We start from the raw sequence: 23742 nt of genomic DNA, 5'->3' as shown, positions 1-23742 counted from the left end.
TCGTGGCCCGCCGCAAGAAGGGCGATCCCGTCTCGGGCTGGCTGTGCCTGGACAAGCCCTATGACCTGACCTCGACAAGCGCCGTCACCCGCGTCCGCCGCGCCTTCAACGCCCAGAAGGGCGGCCATGCCGGCACGCTGGATCCGCTGGCCACCGGCATCCTGCCCATCGCCCTGGGCGAGGCGACCAAAACGGTGCCGTTCCTGGTCGACGCCGACAAGGCCTATCGCTTCACCATCCAGTGGGGTCGCAACACCACCACCCTGGATCGCGAGGGCGAGACGACCGGAACCTCCGACGTGCGTCCGACCCGCGACGAGGTCGAGGCCGTGCTGTCCGAGTTCGTCGGCGAGGTCGACCAGATCCCGCCCAACTATTCGGCCATCAAGGTGGACGGCGAGCGCGCCTATGACCTGGCCCGCGACGGGGTCGAGTTCGAGCTGGCGACGCGCAAGGTCAACATCCACGCGCTGCGCGTGCTGGAGGCCCCCGACGTCGACCACATCGTGCTGGAGATGGAGTGCGGCAAGGGCACCTATGTCCGCGCCGTGGTCCGCGATCTGGCCGCTCGGCTGGGAACCTGCGGTCACGTTGACCAGCTTCGCCGGACGCGGGTCGGCCAGTTCACCGAGGCGACGGCGATATCGCTGGAAATTCTCGAGAATTTGAGCTATGAGGCCCGCCTGTCGGAGGCATTGCTTCCGGTCGAGACCGCGCTGGACGACATCCCGGCGCTGGCCGTGACCGATGAAGACGCCTTTCGGCTTGCGCAAGGACGCGCCATTGTTCTGCTCCCAAGGCAGGTTGAAACGCTGAAAGCCGAGCTCACGCCCGGCGATCGAACCGTTTCGGCCATGGTGGGAGAGAGACTGGTGGCCTTGTGCGAGATGCGCGCCGGACGGCTCAATCCGGTGCGGGTCTTCCAACTCACCTGAGCGGAGACAGCACGATGTCGATCACTGCCGAGCGCAAGACCGCTCTTATCGCCGAACACGCCCGCACCGAGGGTGACACCGGCAGCGCCGAAGTCCAGGTCGCGATCCTCTCCGAGCGCATCGCCAACCTGACCGAGCACTTCAAGACCCACAAGAAGGACAACCACAGCCGTCGTGGTCTGTTGATGATGGTTTCCCAGCGTCGCAGCCTCCTCGACCACCTGAAGAAGTCCGATCTGGGCCGTTATACGGTCCTCATCGAAAAGCTGGGTCTGCGCCGCTAGTTTGGCGCAGTCGGCCGCCCTGCTTCGGCAGGGCGGCCGAACGCTTTTTAGGAGCGTGACAGTCGAAAGTGGATTCCGGTTTCGACGCCCGTCACGCGACAAAGTTTAAAGGCCTTGGTTTCAAGACAGGCCGAAACCAGGGTTGCTGCGGAACCGCCTCATGCGGCTCCGAACATGTAAGCCGGAGATCACGATCCCCGGACGCCTGTCGAACTGGATGAGGAATACTCGGGACCGCCCTTCGGCCGCCCGCCCCTGTCCGTCCTGAAGGAAATGGGTCCTTCGGAACCGAAAGAAGCAAAAAATGTTCGAAATCATGCGCAAGACGATCGAGTGGGGCGGCAAGACGCTGGTCCTCGAAACCGGTCGCATCGCCCGTCAGGCTGACGGCGCCGTTCTGGCCACCATGGGCGAAACCGTCGTCCTGGCCACCGCCGTGTTCGCCAAGAAAGCCAAGCCCGGCCAGGACTTCTTCCCCCTGACCGTCAACTACATCGAGAAGACCTACGCCGCCGGCAAGATCCCGGGCGGCTTCTTCAAGCGCGAAGGTCGTCCGTCGGAAAAGGAAACCCTGGTTTCCCGCCTGATCGACCGTCCGATCCGCCCGCTGTTCGTCAAGGGCTTCAAGAACGAAGTCCAGGTCGTCTGCACCGTGCTGCAGCATGACCTCGAGAACGATCCCGACATCGTCGCCATGGTCGCCGCCTCGGCCGCCCTGGTGATCTCCGGCGCCCCGTTCATGGGCCCCATCGGCGGTTGCCGCGTGGGCTACGTCAACGGCGAATACGTGCTGAACCCGACGCTCGACGAGCTGAAGGAAAGCAAGATGGACCTGGTCGTGGCCGGCACCGCCGAAGCCGTGATGATGGTCGAATCCGAAATCCAGGAGCTCTCGGAAGAGATCGTCCTGGGCGGCGTCAGCTTCGCCCACAAGTCGATGCAGGCCGTGATCAACGGCATCATCGAACTGGCCGAACACGCCGCCAAGGAGCCCTTCGACTTCAAGCCGGAAGACACCGACGCCCTGAAGGCCGAAGTGAAGAAGGCCGTCGGCGCCGACCTGGCCGACGCCTACACCATCCGCGCCAAGGGCGACCGCGTCGCGGCCCTCTCGGCCGCCAAGGCCAAGGCCGTCGACACCTTCGCCAAGAGCGACACCAATCCGGCCGGCATTGATCCGCTGAAGCTGATCTCGGTGTTCAAGGAACTGGAAGCCGACATCGTCCGTCGCTCCATCCTCGACACCGGCATCCGCATCGACGGCCGCACCGTCGACACCGTGCGTCCGATCCTGGGTGAAGTCGGCATCCTGCCGCGCACCCACGGCTCGGCCCTGTTCACGCGCGGCGAAACCCAAGCCATCGTGGTCGCCACCCTGGGCACCGGCGATGACGAGCAGTTCATCGACGCCCTGGAAGGCACCTACAAGGAAGCCTTCCTGCTGCACTACAACTTCCCTCCCTTCTCGGTCGGTGAAACCGGTCGGATGGGCAGCCCCGGCCGCCGCGAAATCGGCCACGGCAAGCTGGCCTGGCGCGCCCTGCGCCCGATGCTGCCGGCCAAGGAAGACTTCCCCTACACCATCCGCCTGGTCTCCGAGATCACCGAGTCGAACGGCTCGTCCTCGATGGCCACGGTCTGCGGCGCCTCGCTGGCCATGATGGACGCGGGCGTTCCGCTGATCCGTCCGGTCTCGGGCATCGCCATGGGCCTGATCCTCGAGAGCGACGGCTTCGCCGTTCTGTCCGACATCCTGGGCGACGAAGATCACCTGGGCGACATGGACTTCAAGGTGGCCGGCACCAGCGAGGGTCTCACCTCGCTGCAGATGGACATCAAGATCGCCGGCATCACCGAAGAGATCATGAAGCAAGCGCTGGCCCAGGCTAAGGGCGGTCGCGAGCACATCCTCGGCGAGATGAACAAGGCGATGGATGCGCCGCGCGAAGAAGTCGGCGACTACGCGCCGAAGATCGAAACCATCACCATCCCGACCGACAAGATCCGGGAAGTGATCGGCACCGGCGGCAAGGTGATCCGCGAGATCGTCGCCACCACCGGCGCCAAGGTCGACATCAACGACGAAGGCACGGTCAAGGTTTCGGCCTCGGACGGCGCCAAGATCAAGGCCGCCATCGACTGGATCAAGTCGATCACGCAAGAAGCTGAAGTCGGCGCGATCTATGACGGCAAGGTCGTCAAGGTCGTTGATTTCGGCGCCTTCGTGAACTTCTTCGGCGCCAAGGACGGCCTCGTCCACGTCAGCCAGATCAGCAACGAACGCGTCGCCAAGCCGTCGGACGTGCTGAAGGAAGGCCAGATCGTCAAAGTGAAGCTTCTCGGCTTCGACGATCGCGGCAAGACCAAGCTGTCGATGAAGGTTGTCGACCAGGAAACTGGCGAAGACCTGACCAAGAAGGAAGGCGCGACCGAAGAGGCGTAAGCCTTTTCAGTCTGGCTTTTCCGGACGGAATGCAGCGGGCGGCTCCGAGAGGGGCCGCCCGTTTTGCGTTTGGGGGGTTAGGGCGCCTTTGCCTCGCGCTGCCGACTTTGGAGAAAGCGCACAAGTTGGGCCAAGGCAGCCCAAATTGCAGCGAATACTATGAGAACGGCGGCTAGAGTCAGCGCTAAGAAGCGGGAGACCATTTCCTCTTTCAGATCCAGGCTAGAAACCCTGACCACAAGACGCGGGTTGGCCTGCAGGAGAAAGGTCGCGTCGACAGTGGGCCTTACGGAAAGGGCATACCGGCGCCCCGCCTTCAGAGTCCGATAGTCCACGGAAAGGCTGTAGGTCTCTTGGCCGCCATATCTACCCCCGCGTTGCTCTCTGGCCGAGTACGTCGAATGAGGTCCTGCGACGCCATCCTCTTTCCATTGGAATTCAAGCTCGAGCGGAACGCCGGGACATGGCGTTTCCTGAGCGTAAGTAAACACATCGAAATCGACGGCGCAGGGAAACAGGCGTTTCGCGGTCTGTTGCTCCATCTCGATTTCGACGACGTATTGGACGTCATTTGAAGCTTTGAATTCGACCAGGGTCGTCGCATTTGCCCGAAGATCGATCGAAGTAGAAATCGGGCGGGTGTTCCTCATACCGAGAAATAGGGCGCTCAACGCGATCAGGCTCGCCACCACTGCGATGCTGATTGGCGGCCAGAAAATCTTCGGTACTTTTCTCAAACTCATCTTGCCTGCCGCCCGTGATCGGGAGGCGAAAGCACGCCCCGCCCTGAAACCCTTGGTGGAATTGGAGCTCTGGGGTCAGGCCGTGTCAAGGACGGCCCGGAGGGCCGCCGCGCCGCGGCCGGCCGGAGGCCGGTCCTTGACACGGCCTGACCCCAGAGCAAGCTCGCCTCCAAGGATTTAAGGCGCTGTGTTGGCCGGGGTGAGTGTCAGCTCTCCATACCTCCCGTCATTCCCGCCCTTGTGGCGGGAACCCCTCTATCCGCCGCAGGGGCGGTAGGGGCGAAGTGCGCGCGCACTTCGCTGGCGCTTCACGTGTCAGCTGAAACAGGGGTTCCCGCCACAAGGGCGGGAATGACGGTGGTGGGTGGTGGGTGGTGGTGGCTGTAGCGCCGACCGCCGCGCCTCGGTCGCCATGCGGGTGGCCGGCCGCGGGCACGGCGCAAGCCACACCGTGTTTCGTCCAGCGACGCCGGGGATTGGGTGCAATGGCCAGCGCCGCAGGCCCCCTCCTGACCTGCTTCGCAGGTCGTCCTCCCCCTTTCAGGGGGAAGATGAGATCGCGCCCTTCATCTTCCCCCTCCGGGGGAAGACGGTCGCGTAGCGACCCGTAGGGGGCAAGTGCGGGGATAAGCTGCGCGCCATCCTCGAGCTATCGCTGCGAGAACGCAATAAAATCAACACCCTGCATATAAACTGAGCGCGCCTGTCAGACGCGCTCAAACCTCCCGTATTCTTGTCCAACCTCGTCGCGAGGAAAGGGCGCAAGGCCAGCGACCATTGCGGCGGCGGGGGGTGATCGAGCGGGACTGGGGTCGAGGGGGATACTCGACCGGTCCGGGGATCCTGGCGTTGCAGGACCCGCCCGCCGTCGGCGTGGATGGGGATCAAGGCGAGTGTTGGTCAGGATTGGCCCCACGCCCCCCGACCTTCGGGACTTCGGGAAACCGAGGCGTCCGGGTTCCGGTAAGGCCCCAACTGGGCCACCCGCCGGGACGCTGATGGATAACGACCACGCGGAGCGCTCGGCTTCGTCGAAACGGTTAGTTCTATTTCATCTCCGGACGTGGTCCGGACGCTCCGCGACCCTTTCCACCAACTCGCAGCGAACGCGCGAGGTCGCGAAACCGCGCGCCCCGGCCATTACGTCATTTTTGAGAATGATTATCATTGCGCACCTGCGGCCGCGCCGCTAAGAACGCCTCGCAATATCAGGAGGGGCGCGAGGGATCGTCGCCCCGCTGGGGACAGGATCTTATTATGCGTAACGCGAACACCCGCAGCCCAACCCTCGGCGGCATCGTCGGCCGTCAACGTCGCGCCCTGAGCGCAGCCGCCGTCGCCGGCGTCGCCGGCCTGACCCTCGGCGCGGGCCTGGCCCATGCCGCCGAGATTGGGGCCGCCGAGGTCGATGCGGCGATGGCCACCGCCACCGCCACGACCGCCGACGCTACTGAAGTCACCGGCGTCAAGGTCGACGGCAAGCGGGCCACCGATGTCCAGTCGGGCAAGTACACCGCCCCGCTGGTCGACACGCCGCGCTCGATCACGGTGATCTCCAACAAGATCATCGAGCAGACCGCCGCCACCTCGCTGCAGGACATCCTGCGCACCTCGCCGGGCATTACCTTCGGCGCGGGCGAGGGCGGTCAGCCCCTGGCCGACCGGCCGTTCATCCGGGGCCAGGCCTCGGGCAACAACGTCTTCGTCGACGGCATCCGCGACAGCGGCGGCCAGACCCGCGAGGTCTTCAACCTGGAACAGGTGGAGGTCATCAAGGGTCCGGACTCGGTCTATAGCGGCCGGGGCTCGGGCGGCGGCAGCATCAATCTGGGCTCCAAGTCGCCCAAGCCGACCAGCTTCGCGCGCGGTTCGATCGCCGGCGGCACGGACGCCTATGTGCGCGGCACGGCCGACGCCAACTACGCCTTTGGCGAGACCGCCGCCTTCCGCCTGAACCTGATGTACACCCAGGGCGACACGCCCGGCCGCGACAGCGTCGACTTCAAGCGCTGGGGCGTCGCGCCGTCCCTGGCCTTCGGCATCGGCACGGACACCCAGGTGACGGCCAGCTACTATCATCTCGATAGCGAGCAGGACCCCGACTACGGCATTCCGCTGGCGGCCAAGCGCACCTGGGGCGTGGCGGGTACGGACAGCCGCGCCCGTCCGGCCAACGGCATTCTGGATGTGTCGCGCGACGCCTATTATGGCCTCGATCGCGACTTCCTGAAGACCCGGGCCGACATCGCCACCCTGATCTTCAACCACCAGATCAATGACGACTTCGCGGTCCGCCAGGCGGTTCGCTATTCGAAGTCGGTCAATGACTATGTCGTCACCAACCCCGGCGACGGCGGCGTGGCCCAGTTCGTGGCCGGCGAATGGTGGATGAAGCGCGGCACCAAGTCGCGCTGGAACCCGACCACCACGGTCGCGGCGGTCACCGACTTCAGCGGCAAGTTCGACCTGGGCGCGGTGGAAAACCGCTTCAACATCGGCGTCGAGCTGGCCCGCGAGATCAACGAAAACGCCAGCTACGTGGTCTATGGCACGGCCGGCTCGGCCTGCCCGACGGGCTTCACGGCCAATGTCACCGCGGCCGGAGTCGGCGACTGCACCCGTCTCTATGCGCCCAATCCCAACGACAGCTGGACGGGGATCATCACCCGCGCCCCGGCCGCCCGCTCGGTGACCAAGACCGCCGCGATCTATGGCTTCGACACGATCAAGCTCAGCGACAAGCTGCAGGTGAACCTGGGCGGCCGCTATGACGTCTACAACACCCGCGGCACCAACGTGACGGTGACCAGCGCCGCCGGCGTCATCACCAGCACGGTGTTCACCAGCGTGCCGGAAGCCGAGTGGGACTTCTTCAACTACCAGGTCGGCCTGGTGTTCAAGCCGACCGCCGCCTCCAGCCTCTATGCCTCCTACGCCACCTCCTCGACCCCGCCGACCATCGCCGGCGGCGATCAGAACACGGCCGGCGGCATCGGCACGGGCAATCTGTCGACCACCCTGCTGGACCCGGAAGACACGATCAGCAGCGAGATCGGCGGCAAGTGGAACCTGTTCGACGACCGCCTGGCCGTGTCGGGGGCCCTGTTCCGCACCGAGCGCAAGAACGCCCAGATCCAGGTCTCGGCCGGTGTCTATCAGCAGGTCGGCGAAGCCATGGTCCAGGGCGTCGAACTGGGCGTCTCGGGCAATGTCACCCCCAAGTGGCAGGTGTTTGGCGGCTATACCTACATGGATAGCGAGCTGGTGCGCGGGGCCTATACCGGCGTCAACCAGGGCGATCCGCTGGCCAATACGCCCGAGCACAGCTTCAGCCTGTTCTCGACCTATCGCGTGACCCGCAAGATCGCGCTGGGCGGCGGCGCCTACTACGTGTCCGACAGCTTCGGCGGCAACCAGGGCGGGGCCGGCGGCGGCGCCAACAAGGTCTATGCCCCGGCCTATACCCGCTATGACGCCTTCGCCTCGTGGGCGATGAACGATCGCATCGACCTGCAGCTCAATGTCCAGAACCTGACGGACAAGCGTTTCATCCTGCGCACCAACGGCGTCCACCACGCCGATCCGGCGCCGGCCCGTCAGGCCATGCTCACCGTCAACGTCAAGTACTGAGACTCCCCTCTCGACTTGACGTTCGCCCCGTCCGGCCGGCCCTTCGCCGGACGGGGCGCTCTCTTCTCAGGGCCCCGGCTTTCCCCCTCATGATGCTGCAGATCCCCGAGGTCCTGACCAAAGCCCAGGTCGCGCAGTGCCGGGCGATCATGGACGCCGCGCCCTGGGCGGACGGCAACATCACCTCGGGCTTTCAGGCGGCCCTGGCCAAGCAGAACCAGCAGCTGCCCCAGACCGGCGAGGCGGCAAAGGCGGTGGGGGCCGTCATCCTGGCGGCGCTGGAGCGCAATCCGCTGTTCGTCTCGGCCGCCCTGCCGCAGACCATCCTGTCGCCGATGTTCAACCGCTATGGCCAGGGCATGGGCTTTGGCGACCATATCGACAATGCGGTGCGCCGCGATCCGGTCACCGGCCAGACCCTGCGCACCGACCTGTCGGCGACGCTGTTCCTGTCGGAACCCGATGACTATGACGGCGGCGAGCTGGTGGTCGACGACCTGTATGGCAGCCATTCGGTGAAGCTGGGCGCCGGCGACCTGATCCTCTATCCGGCCTCCAGCCTGCACCATGTGACGCCGGTGACCCGCGGGGTTCGGACGGCCAGCTTCTTCTGGATCCAGAGCCTGGTGCGCGAGGATGCCCGCCGGGCTCTGCTGCTGGACATGGACGTCGCCATCCAGCGCCTGAGCCAGACCGTGGGCGCGGCCGATCCGTCGATCTTGGCCCTGACCGGAACCTATCACAACCTGCTACGTCAGTGGGCGGAGGTCTGAAGCTCGCCGAGCGCGCTCGTCGAACGGGGGTGTGAAGGCAACACTCCGTTTACCAATGGCCCCCACGATCCCTCGCGCGATCTGCCGGAGCCCCGATGCCGCCTTCCCCGTCTTCCGACGCGACCCTGCTCGCGCCCTCACCGTTCGGTGAGGCGGAAGCGGCCCGCTGGTTCTTCGCCAATGCCAAGGACCTGTTCGCCGTCGTCACATCGGACGGCCGGTTCTCGGTGGTCAACCCGGCCTGGCAGACCCTGACGGGCTGGTCGCCGGAGGACCTGGTCGGTCGGGCCTGCATCAAGTTCGTGCATGCCGAAAGTCACCCCGAACTGATCGACACCGGCCGGCGTCTTCGCGAGTCCGGCTTCACGGTCAACCGCCTGCGGGTGCTGCGCAAGGATGGCCGGACGGTCTGGCTCGAGGGGCGCTCGCATCTGGGCCCCGGCGGTGAAATGGTCGGCACCCTGCACGACGTCTCGGTCGAGGTGGCCGCCACCCGCACCCGTGAGATCCTGGTCGAGGCGGCTGGAATCGGCCTCTGGACCTATGATCCGGTGACCGAGCATATTGACTGGACGCCCGACGCCCTGACCGCCACGGGCCTGTCGCCGAGCGACCTGGACTGTCCCGCGGCCTTCCTGGCCCGGCTGGCCGATGATCAGCGGCAGTCGGTGCTGGAAACCTTCCACCAGGCCGTCAGAACGGGCGAGCCTGGCGCTGCGGAGTTTCGTCTGCGCGGTCGCGACGGCCAGTGGTTCACCCTGCGCTCGACGTTCCGCGCCGAGTCCCTGGACGGCGGCCTGTTCACACTGAAGGGCATTTCCCAGAACGTCACCGACGTGGTGCGCAGCCGTGACGCCGCCCTGTGGGGCGAACGCCGCGCCCGGCAGCTGGTCGAGGAGGCGCCCTTCGCGGTGGCCGTCTACGACCTCGACCTGCGACTCCGCCTCGCCAGTCCCCGTTTCCTCGACCTGTTCAAGTCGACCGAAGCCGATGTGATCGGCAAGTCGCTGCAGGAACTGACCAATGGCGGCCGGCGCCGCTTTGTCTCGGCGGTGACCCGCGCCCTGTCCGGCGAGATCGTCACCCGCCGTGAGGATCGGCTTCGCGACGCCGAGGGCGTTGAACACACCCTGCGATGGGAGGCCCGGCCCTGGCGCGACGCCTCCGGCGAGATCGTCGGCGTCATCACCTATATGGACGACGTCACCGCCCTGGCCGACGCCCGGCGCGAGGCGCAGGTCAATGCCCGCCGGCTGCGCATGGCCCTGGGCGCGGCGCGCGCCGGGGTCTACGAGATCGACCATGTGAGCAAGGCCTTCTGGGGATCGCCCGAGTTCCACCGCATCATGGGGCGGCGGATCGTCTATGAGGACGTCCACGCGGCCGTCTGGCCGATGCTGCATCCCGAGGATCGCGAACCGCTCAAGGCCTCGGCCCATGTCTGGCGTCAGGGCGGCCCGCAGGTGTTCGACGCCCGGATCCTGGGCGTCGACGGCCAGGCTCGCTGGATGCGGATTTTCCACGAGGTGCGCCGCGATGCGACCGGGCGCGTCCGCAAGGCGTTCGGCCTGATCCTCGACATCGATGAGCGCAAACAGGCCGAGCTGGCCCTGGTCGCGGCCCAGCGCGAGGCTCAGGCGGCCACCGAGGCCAAGGCCCAGTTCCTGGCCAATATGAGCCACGAAATCCGCACCCCGATGAACGGCGTGCTGGGCGTCATGCATCTGCTCAGGCGCCAGAGCCTGCCGGGCGACGCCTCCGAACTGCTGGCCGAAGCCCTGGCCTGCGGCCAGATGCTGTCGACCCTGCTGGACGATGTGATCGATATCTCGCGCATCGAGGCCGGCAGGCTGGAGATCCATCATGAGCCGGTCGATCCCCGCGAGCTGCTGAACGGCGTCGGCCGGCTGATGGCGGGCCAGGCCCAGCACAAGGGCCTGACCCTTGAGATCGACGCGCCGGACCTGGGCTGGATCAGCACGGACCCGACCCGCCTGCGCCAGGCCCTGTTCAACCTGATCGGCAACGCCGTGAAGTTCACCGTGCAGGGCTCGGTCACGGTGCGGGCGCGTCGTGTCGAGACGTCCTCCGGACCGCAGATGGCCTTTGATGTCATCGACACCGGCGTGGGCGTTCCCACCGAGGTCCAGGCGCGATTGTTCGAGCGGTTCGAGCAGGGCGACGCCAGCACCACCCGGCGCTTTGGCGGGTCGGGCCTTGGCCTGGCGATCACCCGCCGGCTGGCCCAGATGCTGGGCGGCGAGGTCGTCTTCCAGTCGCAGCCGGGCGTCGGATCGCGTTTCACCCTGACCATCGCCGCGCCGGCCTCGGTCGCCCCGTCCGCGGCGCCGCAGGCCTCCCCCGACATCCTTGCGGGTCTGCGGATCCTGCTGGTCGAGGACAACCCGACCAACCAGCTGGTCGCCTCGCGGATCCTGCAACAGCTGGGCGCTCTGGTTCACACGGCTGACGACGGCGTGTCCGGCGTCGAGGCGATGCGCGACGGCGCCTTCGAGCTAGTGCTGATGGACGTTCAGATGCCCGGGATCGACGGGCTGGAGGCGGCGCGCCGCATCCGCGCCCTGCCGGGCCCGGCGGGCCTGACGCCGATCATCGCCCTGACCGCCAATGTCATGGCCCACCAGCGCGCCACCTACCACGCCGCCGGCATGAACGGGGTCGCCGCCAAGCCGATTTCGCCCACGGCCCTGGTCACAGAAATCCTGCGCCTGGCCGATGAAGGCCCGATTTCGAAGACCGCCGTCGCCTGAGTTTCCCCGACGAACGAACCACGCTAAAGCTGCCCGCGAAGAGCGCGTGACGGCGCCAGGGGGAACAGCATGACCGACCAGACGACCCAGGAAGACGGCGCCTCGATGCGGACCGTCGTGGCGGCTTCGTCGGCCGGCACCGCGTTCGAATGGTACGACTTCTTCATCTTCGGAAGCCTGGCCCAGGTCATTTCCAAGACCTTCTTCACCGGCCTGCCGGACGCCGCCGGCTATATCGCCGCCCTGGCCCTGTTCGGGGTCGGGTTCGCCTTCCGGCCACTGGGCGCGCTGGTGTTCGGCAAGATCGGCGATCAGGCCGGCCGCAAGGGCGCGTTCCTGGCCACCGTGCTGCTGATGGGGGGCGCCACCTTCGCCATCGCCTTCCTGCCGACCTATGAGCAGGCGGGGATCATCGCGCCGATCCTGCTGATCATCCTGCGCTGCGTGCAGGGCTTCGCCCTGGGCGGCGAGTACGGCGGCGCCGCGATCTATGTCGCCGAGCATTCGCCGCCCGACAAGCGCGGCTGGTCGACATCGTGGGTGCAGACCTCGGCGGCCTTCGGCCTGTTCGGCGCCCTGCTGGTGATCATGGCCACCCGCGCCGTCGTCGGCATCGAGGCGTTCGACGCCTGGGGCTGGCGCATTCCGTTCGCCGTCTCGATCGGCCTGCTGGGCATTTCGGTCTGGATGCGCCTGAAGCTCACGGAAAGCCCGGCCTTCGCCAAGATGAAGGAAGAGGGCGAGGCCTCCAAGGCACCCTATGCCGAAGCCTTCGGCCAGTGGAAGAACATGAAGCTGGTGATCCTGGCCTTCCTGTCGATGATGTGCGCCCAGGGCGCCGTCTGGTACACCAGCTTCTTCTACAGCCAGACCTTTATGGAGAAGTTCCTGAAGGTCGATCCGGTCACCATCAACGCCCTGATGATGAGCGCCACGGCGGTCAGCGCGATCTTCTACGTCGTCTTCGGATGGCTGTCGGACAAGGTCGGCCGCAAGCCGGTGATGCTGGCCGGCATGACCCTGGCCCTGGCCTTCTATTTCCCGGGCTTCCACCTGCTGGAGCGCGCCGCCAATCCGGCCCTTGCCGAGGCTTCGGCCCGCTCGCCGGTTTCGGTGATCGCCGACCCCAAGGACTGCGCCCTGCAGTTCGATCCGGTGGGCAAGGCGGCGTTCGTCTCGTCCTGCGACATCGTCAAGAGCGCCCTGGCCAATGCCGGGGTCTCCTATGACAACCAGAAAGCCCCGGCGGGGACGCCGGCGGTGATGAGGGTCGGCGACATCGTGGTCGCTTCGCCCAGCGCCCTGGGCCTTTCGAAAGCCGAGACCAAGGCGGTCAAGACGGCGACTGAAGCCAGGATCAAGGCGGCGCTGACTCAGGCGGGCTATCCGGCCAAGGCCGACCCCGCACGGATGAACCTGCCGGGCATGTTTGGCGTGCTGCTGGTCTTCGTGATCGCCGCGACCGCGCTGTTTGGGCCGCTGGCCGCCTGTCTGGTCGAGCTGTTCCCGACCCGGGTGCGCTACACCGCCCTGTCGTTGCCCTATCACATCGGCACCGGCTGGGTCGGCGGCTTCGTGCCGTTCTTCGCCTTCGCCATCGTCACGGCGGTCGGCAACATCTATGCGGGCCTCTGGTACCCGGTGTTCTTCACCCTGGTCAGCGTGGTGACGACCCTGTTCCTGCTGCCCGAGACCAAGGGGCGGCCGCTCGACGAAGTCTAGGCCGCCGGCGCCGACAGCAGGACCTCGACGGCGACGCCGGCTGCGGTCAGGGCCTGGACCAGCGCCGGCTCGACCGGGCCGGTGATCAGGCGAATGACCTGGCGGCCCTCATGGGCCAGCTGGATCAGGTGCTCGGCGCTGGCCTCGTCCGGCGACAGTCGTTCGACGTCGCGGCGGCCCATGGTCATGATCTGAGGATCGGCGTCCGGGTCTGCCACCAGCACATCGGCCGCCGACAGGGCGCGGACGGCGCGCAGGGTCAGCAGGTCGGAGGGCCCCTTGCCGGCGATGAAGCGCACCCGGCCCTTGCGGGCCGACCCCTTGGCCAGGGCCTCGCGGAACAGGCGTCCGGCGGCTTCCATGTCGCCCGACATCGCCGCCTGGGCCGCTTCGCCGGTTACTGCGTCGCGCAGGAACGAGCGGCGCTCGTGCAGGGCCGGCAGGGTCTTGCGGACCTCGTCCTGGAAGCGGCGCAGCAGGGCGGCCACGCGGCCCGCGCCTTCGGGCACCTGGGCCTCGATATCGTTGCGCAGCATGGTGGCCAGCACGGGAGCCGAACCGCCGGTGCCGACGGCCGCCACGACCTCACCCCGGTCGATCACCGCCGGAGTGTTGAAGTCGCACAGGGCGGGTTTGTCGACGACATTGACCAGCACCCGCGCGGCGCGGGCGGCGGCGGCTGCGGCCTGGATGAAGACCTCGTCATCGCTGGAAATAAAGGCCAGGACCGCGCCGGCATAGGAACCGGGCAGGAAGGCGGCGTGGCCGTCGATGCGCACCAGCGTGGCCGGCGAGCCTTCGAACAGGCGCGCCTTGTTGTCGGCGCCGTCGCCGGAGCCGGCGATCACCACCTTGCGGCCGGCGAGCGGGAAATAGGCGGGAAAGCTGTCCAAGAGGGTCCCCTCAGCGGGCCTGGCAATTGTCATACGGTCCACCCGGGAATCCCGAGAGGCGGGCGCTGTCGCCCTTGCCCCAGATTTCAAACGCGCCCTTGGCGTAACGCGCGCCGGACGCCGACCGGGCCAGGGGCAGGGCTTTTGTCACGCCGCCGGCCGAGACAATGGCCTTCTTGCCGTTGGCTGGATACGTCGCCTGGAAGCTCTTGCCCCCGGCGCAGCCATAGGTCACCGGCGTGGTGATGGCCGGGCCCGGCTGGGTGGCGCAGGCTGACAGGGTCAGGCCGACCACGGTCAAGGCAAGCACAAGGCGGCGCACGGTCAACTCCAGGGGCGGCGGCCGCGAAGCAGGCGGCCCGGTGAGCATAGTCGGTTTCGCGGTCGCTTCGCGCCCTCTCTCATCGCGCGACGACGGCTTTTGCACGACCTGTTTCAACTGGGCCGCGAAAGCCGGGGCTGGCGGCGAAATATTGCTGGTCGCCACCGGTGTGAACAGTGTTAGGTTTGCGCTTCTAGCAGGGTCGCGCCCCGGCCCGAGCTCGGTTGGAGGCGAAAACATATGGCCGCGACTCTCGACGTGAATGGCAAGACGGTGACGGTTCAGGCCGATCCCGCAACGCCCCTGCTCTGGGTCCTGCGGGACGAGCTGGGCCTGACCGGAACCAAGTTTGGCTGCGGGGTCGCCCAGTGCGGAGCCTGCACGGTGCATGTCGACGGCCAGCCCATCCGTTCGTGCGTCACCCCCATCGAGGGCCTGACCGGCGTCAAGATCACCACGATCGAGGGTCTGGGCGGATCGCACCCGCTGCAACAGGCCTGGGTCAAGCACGACGTGCCGCAGTGCGGCTACTGCCAGTCGGGCCAGATCATGTCGGCCGCCGCCCTGATCGAACAGAACAAGGCGCCCAGCGACGAGCAGATCGACGAAGCCATGAGCGGCAACATCTGTCGCTGCGGCACCTATCAGCGCATCCGCGCCGCCATCAAGGACGCCGCGGGTCTGCCGCCGGCGACCACGGCTGCGGTCGGCCTGCCGCACACCGACATCGATGAAGCGATCGCCGCCGCCACCGGCGCCACCAGCCGCGGAGCCGGCCGATGAACGGACCCCTCAACAAGTTCGGCGCCCAGGGCGTCGTCAACCGCCGCGATGTGGTGGTCGGCGCTGCCCTGGTCGGCGGAGCCCTGGTGGTCGGTTGCTCGCCGGCCGACATCATGAGCGCCGGCTCCAAGGTCGAGGTCGGCGCCTTCGGGCCCTTCATCAAGATCGCGGCGGACGGCGCCGTGACGGTGATCTCCAAACATATCGAGTTCGGTCAGGGCAACCATGCGGGCCTGGCGGCCATCGTCGCCGAGGAGCTGGACGCCGACTGGACGCGGGTCATGGTCGAGCAGGCCCCGGCCAACGCCAAGCTCTATGCCAACGGCACCGCCGGGGTGCAGCTGACCGGTGGGTCGTCGGCCATTTCCAACTCCTGGGATCAGCTGCGCAAGGCCGGCGCCGCGACGCGGGCGATGTTCGTGCAAGCGGCCGCCGCCAAGTGGAGCGTTCCGGCGGGGGAGATCACCGTCAAGGACAGCGTCGTGAGCCACAAGTCGGGCAAGACCGCCGGCTTCGGCGAGCTGTTGGTCGACGCCGCCAAGATCACGCCGATCGCCAACCCGCCCCTGAAGGACCCCAAGACCTTCACCCTGATCGGCACCGAGCGGGTGCGCCGCAAGGACTCCCAGGCCAAGAGCGACGGCACGGCGCGCTTCACCCAGGATGTCCGCCTGCCCGACATGCTGACCGCCATGGTCGCCCATGCCCCGCGCTTCGGCGGCAAGCTGAAAAGCTTCGATGCGGCTGAGGCCAAAAAGGTCCCGGGCGTCGTTGACGTTTTCGAGATCCCGACCGGCGTGGCTGTGGTGGCCCAGTCGACCTATGCCGCCAGCATGGGCCGCGAGGCGCTGAAGCTGGAATGGAACGAGGACAAGGCCGAGAAGCGCAGCTCATCGGCCATTGCCGCGAGCTACCGCGACATCGCCGCGGGCAAGGGCCCGGCCGACCTGAAATGGGAAGGCTTCGACTCCAAGGGCGACGCCGCCGTGATCGCCAACGCCAAGGGCGCCAAGGTGTTCGAGGCGACCTACGAGTTCCCCTATCTGGCCCACGCCACCATGGAGCCGATGAACTGCGTCGCGGCCGTGGACGGCTCCAAGGTCAAGCTGACCTTCGGCTCGCAGGGTCAGACCCTGGACCAGCTGAACGCGGCCAAGATCGTCGGGACCCTGCCGGGCTCGGTCGAGATCGAGACCTTGTTCGCCGGCGGCTCGTTTGGTCGTCGCGCCACCTTCCAGTCCGACTATGCCGCCGAATGCGTCCACATCGCCAAGAAGATCGGCAAGGGCCGGCCGGTGAAACTGGTCTGGACCCGCGAGGACGACATGCGCGCCGGCTACTTCCGGCCGCTGGTGGTGCACGCCGTCAAGATCAGCCTCGACAAGGACGGCTATCCGGCCGCCTGGCGTCACCGGATTGTCAGCCAGTCGATCATGAAGGGCTCGCCGATGGGCGGCAAAGGGCCTGACCAGACCGCCATCGAGGGCACGGCCGGCTCGCCCTATCTGAAGGCCACGCCGATCGTCGACGCCCAGCTGGCCCTGCCCGAGGTCGGGGTGCCGGTGTTGTGGTGGCGTTCTGTGGGCGCGACCCACACCGCCTTCGTCATGGAGCACACCATCGACCAGCTGGCCCGCAAGGCCGGCAAGGATCCGGTGGCGTATCGCCAGGCGCTCTACGCCAAGGTCGGGGCCGACCGGCATCTGGCGGCGCTGAACCTGGCCATGGAAAAGGCCGGCCCTGCGCCGACCGCCGGCTGGAGCCGGGGCGTGGCCGTGCACGAGAGCTTCGGCTCGGTGGTCGCCCAGGTGGCCGAGGTCCAGTTGGTCGACGGCCAGCCCAGGGTGGGCCGCGTGGTCACCGCCATCGACTGCGGCGTCGCCATCTCGCCCAATCAGATCGCGGCCCAGATGGAAGGCGGCACCTGCTACGGCCTGTCGGCGGCGCTGTTCGGCGAGATCACCCTGACCGAAGGTGTGGTCGATCAGACCAATTTCGACGGCTATCGCGTGCTGCGCATGAACGAGGCGCCGACCGTTGAGACCTACATCGTGCCGTCGGGCTCCGCGCCCAGCGGCGTGGGCGAGCCGGGCACGCCCGTCATTGCACCGGCCGTGGCCAACGCCCTGCTGGCCCTGACGAGCAAGTCGACCGCGCGACTGCCCTTTACGACGACAGCCTAGTCTTGTGACGTCCAGCGCATTGGTTGCGCTGGACGTCGCGGGAAGCTGGCCGCATGCTGTCGCCATGGTAGAACCCGGCGATATTCCAGGCTTCGAGCGTCTGACCCCGCGTGAGCGGGAGATTCTGCGCCTGATCGCCCGCCATCTGCAGTCCAAGGAAATCGCCAGGCTGCTCAGCCTCTCGCCCAAGACGGTCGAGATGCACGTGCTCAGCGCGCGTCGCCGCCTGTCGGGCCTGAGCCGTCGTGACGCGGCCCTGGCCTTCATGGCCTGGGAGGCTGCGGACCCCGGCAATGACTACCGTAGGCAATCAGGCGACCTAGCCCTGGCCCCGGCGCGGGTCTCTTCTCACCGGACAGGTGGGAACGACCATGAACGACAATCAGACCCGGGACACGGCGCGGATGCGCCCGGAGAGCTCGGGCTTCTTCATCGCCAGCTGGCAGTCCCTGGAAGAGGGGCTGACCCTGTTGGCGGGCACGCCGGAACGGGGCCAGCTGGTTTCCGAGACGGTGTCGGCCCTGAGGAAGTCTCAGACGGCGGGCGATCCACCGTCCAAGCTTCTGCTGCGCGTGCTGGCGGCAACCGCCTTTCTGTCGGACGACCGGCCGCTGCGGACCGAACAGGAAGGAGCTGGCGCGATGACCTGACTCCCCTGCAATGGCTGGGTCTCATCGTTGGACTGGCGATCCTGGGCGGACTTCTGCTCGGCGCCCTGACCACCGGAGCCCACGACTTCCTCTACGCCCTTCAGCGGTTCCGCGAGGGCTGGAGCCCGCCGCCGGTGCGCTGAGCGACCGGCGACCATCCAGAAAACGAGATCTTGAACGCGCGGATGACCTCCGTGTGACCGGAGAGTCTTGCATGAAACGGATCGATGCGGCCCGCGCCGGGGCCCAGAAGCTGATGCGCGCCGAGGCGGCGATCGACGCGGCCCTGCGTGAGACGGCCGAACTGGTCGGCCTGCTGCCGACCCTGCGGCTGGAGGCCAATCTGTCGGCGGTGATCGGGCAGGCGGCGGTGGACGACCTGGGCGAGACCCTGGCCCACATCCTGTCGGCCCGCCGCACCATCATCCGCGCTCACAGCAGCCTGCAGGCGGTGCGCGAACAGATCGGCTGCCGCACGGTGTCGGTCGGCGAAATGGACAAGCCGCCAGATGTGCCCCGCACCGGTGGCTTCCACGCGGTCGAGGGCGGTCGGGCCGCATGATCCCGGGCTTCTCTATCCGTGCAGCTTGCGGCATGGTCGCGCGCCAGTTGGCGTCGGGACCATGCCGTGTACCAAACCCTCACCCCGTGGATTTCCCTCAGCGTCGCCGTGCTGGTCTGCGGCTTCGCCCTCTGGAAGGGCGATCGCTGGGCCCGGTTCGTGGCTGCGGTGTATCTGGCCGGATGGATCGCGACGCCGTTCGCCCAGATCCGCGATCCCCTGAGCCCCGAATGGGGGGTGATGATCATCGATGCGGTGGTCATGATCCTGCTGGTCTGGGCCTCGCTGAAGGCGCGCCGGCTGTGGAGCGTGTTCGCGGCGGCCTGCCAGATGATGGCCGTGGCCTCGCATGTCGTGTCGATCATCGACCTGCGCATCTACATCGCCACGGTCGTCGTGGGCCTGACCCTGCTCAGCTACGGCGTGCTGGTCGCCCTGCTGGTTGCGACGCTATCGGCCGTCCGGGCCCGGCGGGTCGCTCATGAGGGGGACCTCAACCCTCGTCCATGAGGTCTCGGCCGAGGAGATCGCCGAATTCACCCGTGGCCTCAATGCGCTGGGGCCCCAGCAACGCCGCATCCTGGCCGTGCTGATCCCGCGCCTGATCGCGCTGGAAGAACAGGGCGACCCGGAAGGGGCGATCCGCATCATCGACCAGATCCGCACCATCCTTCTGGAGCGGCGCCGGACCTGTCACTAGAGCATCGCGCGGAAAAGTGGATGCCGGTTTTCCGCAAAAACGATGCGAAAACAAAAAGCTAGAGCGAAGTGCGCGATTCTTGTATCGCGCGTTTCGCTCTAGGCTCGGCTCAGGTCCTCGGGCCGGTCGACGTCAAACAGTACGCCGGCGTCGTCTGTCTCGACGGCGGTGAAGCGCGCGCCGGCCTGACGGATCAGCGCCTGGGCCCCGACATCGCCGCCGAGGTCTCGCAGGGCGGGGATCCAGTCGCCGCCGAACAGCACGGGATGGCCGCGCTGGCCTGCATGGACAGGCGCGGCAATGCCGTTCCGTCCGCAAAGGGCGCGGATCAGGGCCGGCGCCACAGCCGGACCGACCCTCGGCATGTCACCCAGAAAGACGAAGACACCGTCGACGTCAGCGGGCACGGCGCGGGCGGCGGCGGCCAGCGAGGCGCCCATGCCCTGCGTGGGGTCGGCGACCTTGAACACGCGCAACTCGGCGTCCTCGTCCAGCTGCAGGATGGTTGTTTCCAGCGCGGCGTCGTCGCCGATCGCGACCACAACCGATCGGGCGGGACTCTGAAGGGCGGCGTTCAGCGCCCCGGCGATCAACGGCTTGCCGCGAAACGGGGCCAGCAGCTTGCCGCCGCCAAAGCGGGCGCCCAGGCCGGCGGCCAGGACGATCGCCGCGAACCTTCCGCTTTTGCTTTCCGCCATGTCGCCCAACGCCTATCTTGTCTCCAGACATGACGCCCTATGACGACAGCCCTGCGCAAGCGGCCTTGACCGCCCCCCGTCTGATCGACGGCTTCGGCCGCGCCGTCACCTATCTTCGGGTGTCGGTCACCGACCGCTGCGACCTGCGCTGCGTCTATTGCATGGCCGAGCACATGACCTTCCTGCCCAAGGCGCAGGTGCTGACGCTGGAGGAGCTGGACCGCGTCGCCTCCGCCTTCATCGGCCTGGGCGTGCGCAAGCTGCGGCTGACCGGCGGCGAGCCCTTGGTGCGCAAGGGCTTCATGGAGCTGGTCGCCGGCCTGTCGCGCCACCTGCGATCGGGGGCGCTGGACGAGCTGACCCTGACCACCAACGGCACTCAGCTGGCCAAATATGCCGAGGATCTGGCGCGTCATGGCGTGCGGCGCATCAATGTCTCGCTCGACACCCTCAAGCCCGACCTGTTCAGGCGGCTGACCCGGGGCGGCGACGTCGCCCAGGTGATCGGCGGGATCGACGCGGCCCTGGCGGCCGGCATTGCGGTCAAGATCAACGCCGTCGCCCTCAAGCACGACAATGCCGCCGAACTGCCGGATCTGATCGCCTGGGCCCACCAGCGCGGCTGCGACATGACCCTGATCGAGACCATGCCGCTCGGCGAGATCGACGAGGATCGCACCGACCAGTACCTGTCGCTGAAGGACGTGCGCCGCGACCTGGCCTCGTTCTGGACGCTGGAGGATCTGGCCTATGCCACGGGCGGTCCGGCCCGTTACACCCGCATCGCCGAGACGGGCGGGCGGCTGGGCTTTATCACCCCGCTCAGCCACAATTTCTGCGAGGCCTGCAACCGCGTCCGCCTGACCTGCACCGGCACCCTGCACACCTGCCTGGGGCGCGACGACGCTTCTGACCTGCGGGCGGTGATCCGGGCAGGGGCCAGCGACGCCCAGCTGGAGCAGGCGATCTTCGCCGCCATCGGGTCCAAGCCGGAAGGCCACGACTTCCAGATCGCCGGCACGAGGCCGGCCGTGGCCCGGCACATGTCGACGACGGGCGGCTGACATGGCGCGCGTGCTGCTGTTTGGACGCCTGGCCGACCAGGCCGGCTGGCGCGACCGGGCCTTTGAGGCCACGTCCCTGACGGCCCTGCGCGACCTGATCGCCCAGGATGATCCTGATCTCGCTGAGGCCCTGAGCGGCCCGGGCGTGCAGGTCGCCGTCGACAAGACGCTGGTGCGGGGCGAGGCGATCCTGGCCGCCGCCACCGAGGTCGCCTTCCTGCCGCCGATGAGCGGCGGATGATCACCCTCACCGCAGAGCCTTTCGAGCCCGGCGCCCTGCTGACCGCCTTCTGCGCCGGTCGCGACGAGACCGGCGCCGTCGCCAGCTTCGTCGGTCTGGCCCGCGCCGAGCAGGGCCGGGCGGCGGCGCTGGAGCTGGAGGCCTATCCCGGCTTCACCGACCTGGCGATCGCCGAGTTCGCCGAGACGGCCAGGGCGCGGTTCCATCTTCACGACTACCGCATCGTCCACCGCACCGGCGCCATCGCCCCGGGCGAGGCCATCGTCTTCGTGGCCACCGCCGCCGGCCATCGCCGCGAGGCCTTCGAGGCCTGCGACTTCCTGATGGACTGGCTGAAAAGCCGCGCGCCGTTCTGGAAGAAGGAACACGGCCCGGACGGCGCCCGCTGGATCGAGCCGACGGACCGCGATAGGACCGACGCATCGCGTTGGGATCAGGAGTAGATCATGTCTGCAGCAGGCCTCACCCCCGGCGGCGGGATCAAGCCGGACCTTCCGTTCACCCCGGTGCGCGTGGCGATCCTGACCATTTCCGACACCCGCGACGAGGAAAGCGACACCTCCGGCCAGGTGCTGGTCGATCGCGTCAAGGCCGCCGGCCATGAGCTGGGTGGCCGGGCGGTGGTGCGCGACGACATTCCGCAGATCCGCGATCAGGTCAGAACCTGGATCGCCGGCGGCCAGGTCGACGCCATCGTCACCACCGGCGGCACCGGCCTGACCGGCCGCGACGTGACGGTCGAGGCGCTGGAGCCGCTGTTCAACAAGAAGATCGACGGCTTCTCGGTGATCTTCCACATGGTCTCCTATGCCTCGGTGGGGCTGTCGACCCTGCAGTCGCGGGCCACGGCGGGCCTGATCGACGGCGTCTTCGTGTTCTGTCTGCCGGGCAGCAACGGCGCGGTGCGCGACGGCTGGGACAAGGTCATCTCCGCCCAGCTCGACAGCCGCCACAAGCCCTGCAACATGGTCGAGCTGATGCCCCGGCTGCTGGAACAGTGAGCAAGCTCACCCACATCGACGACCAGGGCCGGGCCCGCATGGTCGATGTCTCGGGCAAACCCGAGACGGCCCGCGAGGCGGTGGCCGTCGGCTTCGTGCGCATGAGCCCCGAGACTCTGGCGCTGGCCGTCTCCGGAACCGGCCGCAAGGGCGATGTCCGCGCCGTGGCCGAGATCGCCGGGGTCATGGCGGCCAAGCAGACCTCGAACCTGATCCCCCTGTGCCACCCGCTGGCCCTCTCCAAGGTGGTGGTTGAGGTCGAGACTGGCGAGGGCGGCCTCGCTGTCACCGCCCGGGTCAAGACCAGCGGCCCGACCGGCGTCGAGATGGAGGCCCTGACCGCCGTCTCGGTGGCCTGCCTGACGATCTACGACATGCTGAAAGCCGCCGAGAAGGGCATGGTCATCGAGGCCGTGCGGCTGATCGAGAAGACCGGCGGCAAGTCCGGGGACTGGACGGCGCAATAGCACCCGACGCGGGTTCTCGACTTCACGCGGGTAACCCGCTGAAGGTTGGGGAGGCGGCGGAGCGTCCGGGCCAGGCCCGGATGGGGGTGTAGAGGAGTACCGTTTCGGCCGGGGCCGGAGCGCTCCGCGCGATCGTTATCCCTCTGGCCGGGGTGCGCAGGCCTGTTCAGCCTTTTGCCCCACCCGGGTCTTGTTCCCCTCGCGACGGACCCAGCCCTGAGACTGCAAGCCACGTCGATTCCGGAGGACCCGGAGCGAACCTTCGGACGGGCGGGGGCTTTGGCCTTCCCCCGATGGACAGGTTTACGTCCCCTGTCCTCTTGAACCCGCACAACCGCCCCCACCCCCCGTCAGGTCGCCAGCTGGACGGCCTCCCCAGGGGCGGGGCGAGAAGAAGAATACGGGCGTTCCTGAGGGGGCTGCGTCGATTTTTGATCGTGACGCTGGGTGCGGCGGTCAGGGCGTTGAATTTGCTGGGATCGGGGCGGGCCTATCCCCGTGCGGGTACGGGAATAGAGGCGCTCCCAACCCACCTCCGTCATTCCCGCCCTTGTGGCGGGAACCCCTGTTTCAGCTGACCCGTGAAGCGCCAGCGAAGGGCGCGCGCCCTTCGCCTCTACCGCACCTGCGGCGGTACGAGGGGTTCCCGCCACAAGGGCGGGAATGACGGTTGTGAGGGAACCGACCGACGCCGCGCGAAGCCCGCCCCCTCGTGCAGAGCCCTCCTTACATCTCACGGCGAGATGATCGCCGGCCTGGACAGGTTGCTCAAGGACGGCGCTCCGCGCCGCCGCGTCGCGGCTGGCCGCAGGCCAGTCCTTGAGCAACCTGTCCAGACCGGCACGCTGCAGCCTCCAGGAGATGTAAGGCCTGGCGC

Annotated in this window: 23 protein-coding genes and 2 pseudogenes; 20 read left to right on the top strand and 5 right to left on the bottom strand. The window is 67.5% G+C overall.

Annotated features, from left to right (window positions below):
* Positions 1 to 2 precede the first annotated feature (2 nt).
* The 3 genes from truB to pnp all read left to right on the top strand — a co-directional run bounded on the left by truB (position 3) and on the right by pnp (position 3662).
* Positions 3 to 935 carry a tRNA pseudouridine(55) synthase TruB gene (truB, locus tag ACW176_RS05010; RefSeq protein ID WP_492056118.1) on the top strand — a complete coding sequence of 311 codons (933 nt, stop codon included), beginning with the start codon at positions 3 to 5 and terminating at the stop codon, positions 933 to 935.
* Between the two features lie 14 nt (positions 936 to 949).
* Entirely contained in the window at positions 950 to 1219 is a 270-nt protein-coding gene (rpsO, locus tag ACW176_RS05005) for a 30S ribosomal protein S15 (RefSeq protein WP_056437057.1), read from the top strand.
* A 304-nt stretch (positions 1220 to 1523) separates the two neighbouring features.
* Positions 1524 to 3662: a polyribonucleotide nucleotidyltransferase gene (pnp, locus tag ACW176_RS05000; RefSeq protein ID WP_492111118.1), complete on the top strand. Its 2139-nt coding sequence runs from the start codon at positions 1524 to 1526 to the stop codon at positions 3660 to 3662.
* 77 nt (positions 3663 to 3739) lie between these two features.
* Here the strand turns inward: pnp and ACW176_RS04995 are convergent, their stop codons facing one another.
* Together ACW176_RS04995 and ACW176_RS04990 are read right to left on the bottom strand one after the other, a co-directional pair.
* Positions 3740 to 4405, bottom strand: coding sequence for a hypothetical protein (locus ACW176_RS04995; RefSeq protein WP_492111117.1), 666 nt, complete (start codon positions 4403 to 4405; stop codon positions 3740 to 3742).
* Positions 4406 to 5111: 706 nt separating this feature from the next.
* Positions 5112 to 5249, bottom strand: a pseudogene (locus ACW176_RS04990) (hypothetical protein); the annotation flags it as partial.
* A 413-nt stretch (positions 5250 to 5662) separates the two neighbouring features.
* Between ACW176_RS04990 and ACW176_RS04985 the strand changes: the two are divergent.
* The 4 genes from ACW176_RS04985 (at position 5663) to ACW176_RS04970 (ending at position 13301) form a co-directional block, all read left to right on the top strand.
* A complete protein-coding gene (locus ACW176_RS04985) occupies positions 5663 to 8035 on the top strand; it encodes a TonB-dependent receptor (protein ID WP_492111116.1) in 2373 nt (790 codons plus the stop codon).
* Positions 8036 to 8124: 89 nt separating this feature from the next.
* Positions 8125 to 8808 carry a Fe2+-dependent dioxygenase gene (locus tag ACW176_RS04980; RefSeq protein ID WP_419319230.1) on the top strand — a complete coding sequence of 228 codons (684 nt, stop codon included), beginning with the start codon at positions 8125 to 8127 and terminating at the stop codon, positions 8806 to 8808.
* Positions 8809 to 8903: 95 nt separating this feature from the next.
* Complete coding sequence (locus ACW176_RS04975; protein ID WP_492111115.1) at positions 8904 to 11579, top strand: PAS domain S-box protein; 2676 nt, start codon at positions 8904 to 8906, stop codon at positions 11577 to 11579.
* A gap of 69 nt (positions 11580 to 11648) precedes the next feature.
* Complete coding sequence (locus ACW176_RS04970) at positions 11649 to 13301, top strand: MFS transporter (protein WP_492111114.1); 1653 nt, start codon at positions 11649 to 11651, stop codon at positions 13299 to 13301.
* Here the strand turns inward: ACW176_RS04970 and ACW176_RS04965 are convergent.
* Positions 13298 to 14194, bottom strand: a complete 897-nt coding sequence (locus tag ACW176_RS04965) for an NAD(P)-dependent oxidoreductase (protein ID WP_492056124.1) — start codon at positions 14192 to 14194, stop codon at positions 13298 to 13300. The genes ACW176_RS04970 and ACW176_RS04965 overlap by 4 nt on opposite strands.
* A gap of 10 nt (positions 14195 to 14204) precedes the next feature.
* Positions 14205 to 14516 carry an MliC family protein gene (locus tag ACW176_RS04960; protein WP_492111113.1) on the bottom strand — a complete coding sequence of 104 codons (312 nt, stop codon included), beginning with the start codon at positions 14514 to 14516 and terminating at the stop codon, positions 14205 to 14207.
* Positions 14517 to 14756: 240 nt separating this feature from the next.
* Here ACW176_RS04960 and ACW176_RS04955 point away from each other — a divergent pair, with 240 nt between their 5' ends.
* The 7 genes and pseudogenes from ACW176_RS04955 to ACW176_RS04925 all read left to right on the top strand — a co-directional run bounded on the left by ACW176_RS04955 (position 14757) and on the right by ACW176_RS04925 (position 19394).
* Positions 14757 to 15299 carry a (2Fe-2S)-binding protein gene (locus tag ACW176_RS04955; protein WP_419319225.1) on the top strand — a complete coding sequence of 181 codons (543 nt, stop codon included), beginning with the start codon at positions 14757 to 14759 and terminating at the stop codon, positions 15297 to 15299.
* A complete protein-coding gene (locus tag ACW176_RS04950) occupies positions 15296 to 17482 on the top strand; it encodes a xanthine dehydrogenase family protein molybdopterin-binding subunit (protein ID WP_492111112.1) in 2187 nt (728 codons plus the stop codon). The genes ACW176_RS04955 and ACW176_RS04950 overlap by 4 nt, the downstream gene beginning before the upstream one ends.
* Before the next feature lie 64 nt (positions 17483 to 17546).
* Positions 17547 to 17729, top strand: a pseudogene (locus ACW176_RS04945) (LuxR C-terminal-related transcriptional regulator); the annotation flags it as partial.
* A gap of 124 nt (positions 17730 to 17853) precedes the next feature.
* Positions 17854 to 18132, top strand: a complete 279-nt coding sequence (locus ACW176_RS04940) for a hypothetical protein (RefSeq protein ID WP_419319223.1) — start codon at positions 17854 to 17856, stop codon at positions 18130 to 18132.
* Positions 18133 to 18346: 214 nt separating this feature from the next.
* Entirely contained in the window at positions 18347 to 18694 is a 348-nt protein-coding gene (locus ACW176_RS04935) for a hypothetical protein (protein ID WP_492111111.1), read from the top strand.
* A 66-nt stretch (positions 18695 to 18760) separates the two neighbouring features.
* Positions 18761 to 19204, top strand: coding sequence for a hypothetical protein (locus tag ACW176_RS04930; protein WP_492111110.1), 444 nt, complete (start codon positions 18761 to 18763; stop codon positions 19202 to 19204).
* Positions 19176 to 19394, top strand: a complete 219-nt coding sequence (locus ACW176_RS04925) for a hypothetical protein (RefSeq protein ID WP_492056129.1) — start codon at positions 19176 to 19178, stop codon at positions 19392 to 19394. Before ACW176_RS04930 ends, ACW176_RS04925 begins: the two co-directional genes overlap by 29 nt.
* 98 nt (positions 19395 to 19492) lie before the next feature.
* On the opposite strand, the gene ACW176_RS04920 is transcribed toward ACW176_RS04925, so the two are convergent.
* Positions 19493 to 20092, bottom strand: coding sequence for a nucleotidyltransferase family protein (locus ACW176_RS04920; protein WP_492111109.1), 600 nt, complete (start codon positions 20090 to 20092; stop codon positions 19493 to 19495).
* 29 nt (positions 20093 to 20121) lie between these two features.
* Here ACW176_RS04920 and moaA point away from each other — a divergent pair, with 29 nt between their 5' ends.
* From moaA to ACW176_RS04890, 6 genes are all read left to right on the top strand, one after another.
* On the top strand, positions 20122 to 21156 hold the full coding sequence (gene moaA / locus ACW176_RS04915) for a GTP 3',8-cyclase MoaA (protein ID WP_492111108.1): 1035 nt from the start codon (positions 20122 to 20124) through the stop codon (positions 21154 to 21156).
* Position 21157: 1 nt separating this feature from the next.
* Complete coding sequence (locus ACW176_RS04910; RefSeq protein ID WP_492111107.1) at positions 21158 to 21397, top strand: MoaD/ThiS family protein; 240 nt, start codon at positions 21158 to 21160, stop codon at positions 21395 to 21397.
* Positions 21394 to 21840 carry a molybdenum cofactor biosynthesis protein MoaE gene (locus tag ACW176_RS04905; RefSeq protein ID WP_492111106.1) on the top strand — a complete coding sequence of 149 codons (447 nt, stop codon included), beginning with the start codon at positions 21394 to 21396 and terminating at the stop codon, positions 21838 to 21840. Before ACW176_RS04910 ends, ACW176_RS04905 begins: the two co-directional genes overlap by 4 nt.
* Before the next feature lie 3 nt (positions 21841 to 21843).
* Positions 21844 to 22398, top strand: coding sequence for a molybdenum cofactor biosynthesis protein B (moaB, locus tag ACW176_RS04900; RefSeq protein WP_492111105.1), 555 nt, complete (start codon positions 21844 to 21846; stop codon positions 22396 to 22398).
* Complete coding sequence (gene moaC, locus ACW176_RS04895) at positions 22395 to 22865, top strand: cyclic pyranopterin monophosphate synthase MoaC (protein ID WP_492111104.1); 471 nt, start codon at positions 22395 to 22397, stop codon at positions 22863 to 22865. Before moaB ends, moaC begins: the two co-directional genes overlap by 4 nt.
* 712 nt (positions 22866 to 23577) lie before the next feature.
* Positions 23578 to 23688 (top strand): hypothetical protein, encoded by a 111-nt coding sequence (locus ACW176_RS04890; RefSeq protein ID WP_492111103.1) that lies wholly within the window; start codon positions 23578 to 23580, stop codon positions 23686 to 23688.
* The last annotated feature ends 54 nt before the right edge of the window (positions 23689 to 23742 follow it).

This window comes from Caulobacter sp. FV1ye13L (assembly GCF_058681155.1).
This window is presented reverse-complemented; position numbering and strand designations above follow the sequence as displayed.